Genomic DNA, 7,481 nt, shown 5'->3' with positions numbered 1-7,481 from the left:
CTGCTCGCGCTCGGACTTTTTGCCACCGCCCGGCCAGCGCAAGGCCAATGTCTGGATGGCACCGGGCGCGCGGCCGATCGGCAAGGGCAGGGCCGACGCCGATGCCGCCAAGGCGGCTGAAGCCAAGGCGCGCAAGGCATCGTTCAAGCCGTCTTATGGCAAACCCGCCGGTGCAAGACCGTTCGGCAAGCCGAGAGGCGAACGTCCGGGCGGGGCTGGCGGCGGTGAGCGTCCGCGCAATGGTCCCCGAGGCCCCAAAGCGAGATGAGAATCGTCGGTGGTGAGTTTCGCGGGCGTCCGCTGGCGACGCCGCGCTCGAGCGCCATTCGTCCGACGACCGATCGCACCCGCGAGGCGGTCTTCAACGTGCTGGCGCATCGCTTTGCCGCGCAATTGGACGGCGCGCGCGTGCTCGACCTGTTCGCCGGCACCGGTGCGCTGGGGCTCGAGGCGCTGTCGCGCGGTGCCTCCTACGGCGTCTTCATCGAGGAATCGGCCGAAGGCCGTGGCCTGATCCGCGACAATGTCGAAGCCTTCGGCCTGACCGGCCGCACCAAGATCTTCCGCCGCGATGCCACCGGCCTTGGCGAAGCGGGCACGCTGGCGCCGTTCGGCCTCGTCTTTGCCGACCCGCCCTATGGCAAGGGCCTTGGCGAGCGCGCCTTGCAGTCGGCGAAAGCCGGCGGCTGGCTTCGCCCTGGCGCGCTGTGCGTGGTCGAAGAGGCGGCAGTGGCGCCCTTCGAGCCGGGCCCCGGCTTTTCCGTGCTGGACGAGCGCAACTATGGCGAGACCGTCATCCGCTTTATCGAGGCGGCCTGATACGCCTTCGCGATTGGCGGTTCCTCTCCCCCGCTTCACGGGGGCGAGGAACCGAGCTCCGCCTCTAAAATGACCAACAATTAACTTTGCTTGTCGCCAGTACCTTGCCTATCGTCTGCAGACAGAACCGGAGCCGTTGATGACATCCACGATTGAATGGCTGCGCGGAACGCTGTTGGCGTCCTCTTTGGCTTTTGTCATGACCAGCCCGGTGCTGGCCGAGAGCCCCGTCTTGCCCAACACGGTTCCGGCCGAGTTCAAGGTCACGGATTTCCTGCTCGACAACGGCATGGAGGTGGTCGTCATTCCCGACCACCGTGCGCCGATCGTCACCCATATGGTCTGGTACAAGATCGGCAGCGCCGACGAGCCGCCCGGCAAATCCGGCATTGCGCATTTCTTCGAACATCTGATGTTCAAGGCGACGACCAACCATGCGGCGGGCGAGTTCGACCGCGCCATCTCCGATATCGGCGGCTCCAACAACGCCTTCACCTCTTACGACTACACCGCCTTCCACGAGACGGTGGCGCCGTCGGCGCTCGAGCTGATGATGAGCTTCGAGGCCGATCGCATGCGCAACCTCATCCTCACCGACGATGTCATCAAGACCGAGCGCGATGTCATCCTCGAGGAGCGCCGCTCGCGCATCGACAACAGCCCCGAGGCCGTGCTGGACGAGGAGGTCGATGCGACGCTGTGGCAGAACCAGCCCTATCGCATCCCGGTCATCGGCTGGATGCAGGAGATGCAGCAGCTGAACCGCGCCGACGCTGTCGCCTTCTATGACAAATATTACCGGCCCAACAACGCGGTGCTGATCGTTGCCGGCGATGTCGACCCGGACACGGTGCGGGCGCTGGCCGAAAAGACCTATGGCAAGGTGGCGCGCGGCCCCGATCTGCCGCCGCGCATCCGTCCGGTCGAGCCGGAGCAGAACACCAAGCGCACGGTGACGCTCGCCGATGCCCGCGTCAGCGTGCCGAGCTTTTCCACCCAATGGGTGGTGCCGTCCTATCACACAGGCAAGCCGGGCGAGGCGGAAGCGCTCGACCTCTTGGCGGAGATCCTCGGCGGCGGCAATCGCAGCCGGCTCTACCAGGCGCTCGTCGTCCAGCAAGGTATCGCATCCAGCGCCGGCGCCTTTTTCCAGGGCACCATGCTCGACGACACCAACTTCACCGTCTATGGCGCGCCGCGCGGCGATGCTAAAATCTCCGACGTCGAAGCGGCGGTCGATGCCGAAGTGGTGCGCATCGTCAAGGATGGCGTCACGCCATCGGAGCTGGAAAAGGCCAAGGACCGCTATGTCAGGTCGATGACCTTTGCCCGCGACAAGCAGGATTCCATGGCCAACATCTACGGCTCGACGCTGGCCACCGGCGGCAATGTGCAGGACGTCCAGCAGTGGACGGACCGCATCCGCAAGGTCACGACAGACGAGGTCAAGGCCGTCGCCGCGCACTATCTCGTGCTCGCCCGGTCGACCACCGGCTATCTCTTGCCGCAGCAACAGGCGGGGAATTGATTTGATGAAGAGATCGAGCGTTGGCGCTGCCCCCCACCTGCCTGCCGGCATCCTCTCCCCGTACAGTGACGGGGAGAGGGGCGCCGTCATCGCCGGTTTCGCCAATCACCATGGTTGCAAGACGGACGCCGAGGTTGCGGCCAGCCTCCTTCTCCCCGTCACTATACGGGGAGAAGTGCCCGGCAGGGCGATGAGGGGCGGCGCCGACTTCGACAATTGTTCGTTTGGAACGACCACCCCGAGCCGCGCCATCGCCCCGCTGATCACTTTACTTCTCTCCATCCTCTTCCTCATCCTGCCGGCACTCACCGCGCGGGCCATGGACATCCAGTCCGTCACCTCGCCAAAGGGCATCACCGCCTGGCTGGTCGAGGACTATTCCGTGCCGGTTGTCGCCATCCGCTTCGTCTTCGGCGGCGGCTCGACGCAGGATCCGGTCGGCAAGGAAGGGCTGGCCAATCTGATGACCGGCCTGTTCGACGAAGGCGCCGGCCCGCTCGACAGTGAAGACTTCCAGATCAAGCTCGACGATGCCGGCGCCGAAATGAGCTTCGACGAGAGCCGCGACGGCATCTACGGCTCGATGCGCATGCTGGCCGAGCAGCGCGACCAGGCATTCGACCTGTTGCGGCTGGCGGTCAACGAGCCGCGCTTCGACCAGCTGCCGATTGACCGCATCCGCTCCCAGATCCTGTCCGGCATCATCGCCGGCGAAAACGATCCCGACACGGTGGCGCAGAACAAATGGGCGCGAGCGCTTTATGGCGATCATCCCTATTCCCGCTCCGACCAGGGCACCAAGGAAAGCATCGCCACCATCACGCGCGATGATCTCAATGCCTCGCACAAAGCGGTGTTCGCGCGCGGCGGGCTGCGGGTCGCCGTTGTCGGCGCCATCGACGCGGAGACGCTGAAGAAGAAGCTCGACATGGTGTTCGGCGACCTGCCGCAAAACCAGGCGCTGAGGCCAGTGGCCGATATCGACCCGAAGCTGGCGCAGCATATCGAGGTCGACTACGACCTGCCGCAGACCTCCCTGCAGCTCGCTTTTCCCGGCGTGAAGCGCAAGGCGGCGGATTTCTTCCCCGCCGTGCTGATGAACGAGATTCTTGGCGGCGGCACCTTCACCTCGCGCCTGTTCCAGGAGGTGCGCGAGAAGCGCGGGCTGGCCTACAGCGTCAACTCCTCGCTCATCAACCAGGACCACGCCAGCGCGCTGATCGTCAGCACCGGCACCCGCTCCGACCGCGCGTCCGAAACGCTGGGCATCATCCGCGATGTGGTCAAGCGACTGGCCGAAGAAGGCCCGACCGAAGCGGAACTGGCGGCCACCAAGAAATACATGATCGGCGCCTACGCCATCAACAATCTGGACTCGTCCAGCGCCATCGCCGCGACACTGGTCGAACTGCAGCTCGACGATCTCGGCATCGACTACATGCAGCGCCGCGCCGGCTACATCAACGCGGTGACGCTCGACCAGGTCAAGGCGGCGGCGAAGAAGCTGCTGTCGACCGAGCCGACCATCATGGTCATCGGACCGAAACTGGCCGGGGCCGGCAAGGGATGAGCCCCGGCGCGCATTTCTCTTTTCCGAACGCCGGCGCTGCCTCTCATCGCCCTGCCGGGCACTTCTCCCCGTATAGTGACGGGGAGAAGGGGGCTGGCCGCAATCTCGGCGCCCATCTTGCAACGTTTGTGATTGGCGAAATCGGCGATGGCAGCACCCTTCTCCCCGTCACTATACGGGGAGAGGATGCCGGCAGGCAGGTGAGGGGCGGCGCCAACTTCAACAATTGGCGGTCTCCGTCGCCGGCCAGAAACGAGGCAGGAGCCGCGCACCATGGCGCCTAGCTTCGGTATAGCCTTCGGCGGCGGTGGCGCGCGCGGGCTGGCGCATATTCATGTCATCGAGGCGCTGGACGAGTTGGGCATCAAGCCGGTGGCGATTGCCGGCTCGTCGATCGGTGCCATCATGGGCGCCGGCATGGCATCGGGCATGACCGGCAAGGACATCCACGACTATGCCCGCTCGATCCTCGGCCGCCGCGCCCAAGTGGCGAGCCGCATGTGGCGGGCGCGGCCGGGCACCATCGCCGAAGCCATGCAGGGCGGCATCCGCGTCAGCCAGTTCAACGTCGAGCGCATCCTGAAAGCCTTTCTGCCCGAAGCCATTCCCGAGACCTTCGCCGAGCTGCAAATCCCGCTGAAGGTGACGGCGACCGACTATTTCGGCCACAAGCTGGCTGTCTTCGAAGACGGCGACCTGCACTCGGCGCTGGCGGCCTCGGCGGCCATCCCCGCCGTGTTCCGGCCGGTGACGCGCGACGGCAGGCTGCTGATCGACGGCGGCATTTACAACCCCGTGCCGTTCGACCTGATCGAAAACGACGCCGACATCATCATCGGCGTCGACGTGGTCGGCGCGCCGGAAGAGGCCGACCGCAAACAGCCGACCTCCGTCGACCTGATGTTCGGCGCCACCCAACTGATGATGCAGTCGATCACCGCCAACAAGCTGAAACAATGCCGCCCCGACATCCTGGTCCGCCCGGCAGTGTCGAGATACCGCGTCCTCGATTTCCTGAAGATCGACGCTTTGATGAACGAGACGGTCGATATCAAGGATGAGCTGAAGCGGCAGGTTGAGAAGGTGGTTGAGGCGAGGAATAGCGCCGCCATCAAGGGGAGGCGGGGGAAGCAGGTCGGGTGAAGTGCATCTTTCCTTCACCTGAGAGGAGAGAGCCCAACCGTCTTATGACTTAGCCGTCATCGGCGCATACTCTAGCGCCACCACGCCGTTGCTAAACGGCTTTGCGGAAATCAGGTCGAGCGCCACCGGCTCACCGATTGGGAATAGCGGCTTGCCCTGGCCGACGGTGCCTGGATAGCTGAGCAGCCTGACGCGGTCGACCAGGCCGTGGCGCAGCAATTCCTGCGCGACGCTGAGGCTGCCATGCACGTAGATGTTGCCGCCGCTGCCTTGCTTCAGCGTCCTGACCGCTTCCGGCAGAGGCCCTTTCAGCAATTCGGCCGGCTTCCAGTCGAGCGCCTTCAGGCTGTTTGAGGCGACATATTTCGGCAGCGCGTTGAACCGGTCGGCAAAATCTCCGGTTTCCGTTGGCCAGGAGCCGGCAAAGATCTCATAGGTCGTGCGCCCCAAAAGCATGGCGCCGCTGTCGGCAAGCTCGTCCTCCTTGAACCTGTTCATCTCGTCGTTCCAGGTCACGCTGGGCAGCTTCTCGACCTCGGCAATGCCATCGACGCTGATGAATTCGGTGACGATAAGTTTTGGCATAGCGCTCTCCTTCTTCTGTCAAAGGACGAACCGGGTGGGCGCTTTGTGACAGGCTTCGCGAAATATATTGCTGCGCTTCGTTGTAGTGTGGCGCTTCAGCGCGAGGCTGCGAAGGACCGATGCCATGGGGAAGTGCGACCGCGCCTGGACTAAACCCCAAAGTTCGGATTTTGATGCCACATCTGAGTAGTTATTCCCAAGAACGCATTGCAGGAAGATTCATGGGATTCGGGGTTTTCATTCATCGCTCGGATTCGCGATACAACGATCGCCCCGCAGAGCAATACCAGTTTCCTCGCCCGTATCTGCGCCGCGTTGAAGCGTGTGTCGGCAAGTGGATTATCTACTACGAGCCCAGCAAGGTAAACGATACACGGGGCTATTACGCTGTAGCGAAAGTCCAGCAGATCATCCCCGATCCGGTAACGCCTGACATGTATCTCGCGCTGATTGAGCCCGGAAGCTACCTCGATTTCGTCAATCCTGTTCCATTTAGCGGATCTGATGGTCCCGTCGAACGAGGCCTGCTCAATGATGAGGGACGGATTTCTGGCCGCGCCCAATCTGCCGTCCGCGCACTCAGCCCAAGTGACTTCAACCGGATCATCGATCTGGGCCTGGATACGAATGAGTTGTTGCTGCCGCGCGTTGATGAGGTCGGCATATCTGCCGGCTTTCAGGATGAGCAGGCGCCATTCGAATTCGAGCAGAGTCGTGATCGCGTAAGCTACATCGGATCGCGAATCGTGCGGGACCGCATTTTTCGTCGAGTCGTCTTACGTGCCTATGACGAGCGCTGCGCGATCACAGGTCTCAAGCTGATAAATGGCGGAGGCCGAGCAGAGGTTTCTGCCGCACATATTCGACCGGTTGAGGCGGACGGGCCTGATGTCGTCAACAATGGGATCGCACTGTCCGGCACTGCGCATTGGATGTTCGACCGTGGATTGATCAGCCTGTCGGACGATTTGGAAATCCTGATCTCCAGACAGGTCAATGACTTCGACAGCGTGCAGGGCTTCATAAACAGGACGCGCCGCGCGCTTCCGCCTCGCCGACAGCTCGAACGCCCGCATCCTCATTTCTTGCAATGGCATCGCGAGCACTGTTTCAAGCAATAGGCGGTGTCTCGAAGCTGCCCCGCCTGTCCATGGGAAGGCTTTGCTTACGGGCCTCCTTTAAGCGGGAAGAGCCCCCCTCAGTCCTTCGCCCGCTCCACATAAGCGCCATCGGCCGTCATCACCACCACGCGGGTGCCCGGCGCGATGTGCGGCGGCACCAGGGTGCGCACGCCGTTGGACAGCACGGCCGGCTTGTAGGATGACGAGGCCGTCTGGCCCTTGGTCGTCGGCTCGGTTTCCACCACTTCGAAGGTGGCGCGCTGCGGCAGCACCAGGGAAATGGCAATGCCGTTGAACTGCGACACCTGCACGGCCATGCCTTCCAGCAGGTAAGGCGCCATGTCGCCGACCACGGCTTCCGACACCGCGACCTGGTCGTAGCTTTCCGGGTTCATGAAATGAAAGCCTTCGCCGTCGCGATAGAGGAAGGTATGCTCGCGCTCTTCCACATAGGCGCGCTCCACCTGTTCGGTGGTGCGGTAGCGCTCCGAAACTTTCACCCCGTCGCCGATGCGGCGCATGTCGAGCTGCGTTACAGGCGTGCCCTTGCCTGGGTGGATGTTTTCGGCAAAGAGGATCACATAAAGCTTGCCGTCCTTGTCGACGACGTTGCCTTTGCGGAGCGAACTGGCGATGACTTTCACCACGGTTTTAAATCCTGCAAGAAGAGTTGACTGGCGTTTGCCGGCTTGTGCGGCGCTGGATGGGGGCCTAC

The 7,481-nt window shown here is 63.1% G+C and carries 7 protein-coding genes and 1 pseudogene; 6 read left to right on the top strand and 2 right to left on the bottom strand.

What is annotated here, in order from left to right:
• From EN984_RS15390 to EN984_RS15360, 5 genes and pseudogenes are all read left to right on the top strand, one after another.
• A pseudogene (locus EN984_RS15390) lies at positions 1 to 268 on the top strand (RNA pseudouridine synthase); the annotation flags it as partial.
• The gene (gene rsmD / locus EN984_RS15385) at positions 265 to 819 is read left to right on the top strand and encodes a 16S rRNA (guanine(966)-N(2))-methyltransferase RsmD (protein ID WP_127266868.1); all 555 of its coding nucleotides are present in this window, start codon (positions 265 to 267) and stop codon (positions 817 to 819) included. The pseudogene EN984_RS15390 and the gene rsmD, both read left to right, overlap by 4 nt.
• 139 nt (positions 820 to 958) lie before the next feature.
• Positions 959 to 2,347 carry a pitrilysin family protein gene (locus EN984_RS15380; RefSeq protein ID WP_127266867.1) on the top strand — a complete coding sequence of 463 codons (1,389 nt, stop codon included), beginning with the start codon at positions 959 to 961 and terminating at the stop codon, positions 2,345 to 2,347.
• 4 nt (positions 2,348 to 2,351) lie between these two features.
• Complete coding sequence (locus tag EN984_RS15370) at positions 2,352 to 3,917, top strand: pitrilysin family protein (RefSeq protein WP_236383409.1); 1,566 nt, start codon at positions 2,352 to 2,354, stop codon at positions 3,915 to 3,917.
• A gap of 273 nt (positions 3,918 to 4,190) precedes the next feature.
• Complete coding sequence (locus EN984_RS15360; RefSeq protein WP_127271511.1) at positions 4,191 to 5,060, top strand: patatin-like phospholipase family protein; 870 nt, start codon at positions 4,191 to 4,193, stop codon at positions 5,058 to 5,060.
• Between the two features lie 42 nt (positions 5,061 to 5,102).
• Here EN984_RS15360 and EN984_RS15355 read toward each other — a convergent pair whose 3' ends face one another.
• On the bottom strand, positions 5,103 to 5,645 hold the full coding sequence (locus EN984_RS15355; protein WP_127266865.1) for a dihydrofolate reductase family protein: 543 nt from the start codon (positions 5,643 to 5,645) through the stop codon (positions 5,103 to 5,105).
• A 221-nt stretch (positions 5,646 to 5,866) separates the two neighbouring features.
• Between EN984_RS15355 and EN984_RS15350 the strand changes: the two genes are divergently transcribed.
• Positions 5,867 to 6,766, top strand: a complete 900-nt coding sequence (locus EN984_RS15350; RefSeq protein ID WP_127266864.1) for an HNH endonuclease — start codon at positions 5,867 to 5,869, stop codon at positions 6,764 to 6,766.
• Positions 6,767 to 6,843: 77 nt separating this feature from the next.
• Here the strand turns inward: EN984_RS15350 and efp are convergent, their stop codons facing one another.
• Positions 6,844 to 7,413 carry an elongation factor P gene (efp, locus tag EN984_RS15345; protein WP_027038615.1) on the bottom strand — a complete coding sequence of 190 codons (570 nt, stop codon included), beginning with the start codon at positions 7,411 to 7,413 and terminating at the stop codon, positions 6,844 to 6,846.
• Between the last annotated feature and the right edge of the window lie 68 nt (positions 7,414 to 7,481).

It is taken from the genome of Mesorhizobium sp. M7A.F.Ca.CA.004.12.1.1 (genome assembly GCF_003997835.1).
GTDB lineage: Bacteria > Pseudomonadota > Alphaproteobacteria > Rhizobiales > Rhizobiaceae > Mesorhizobium.
This window is presented reverse-complemented; position numbering and strand designations above follow the sequence as displayed.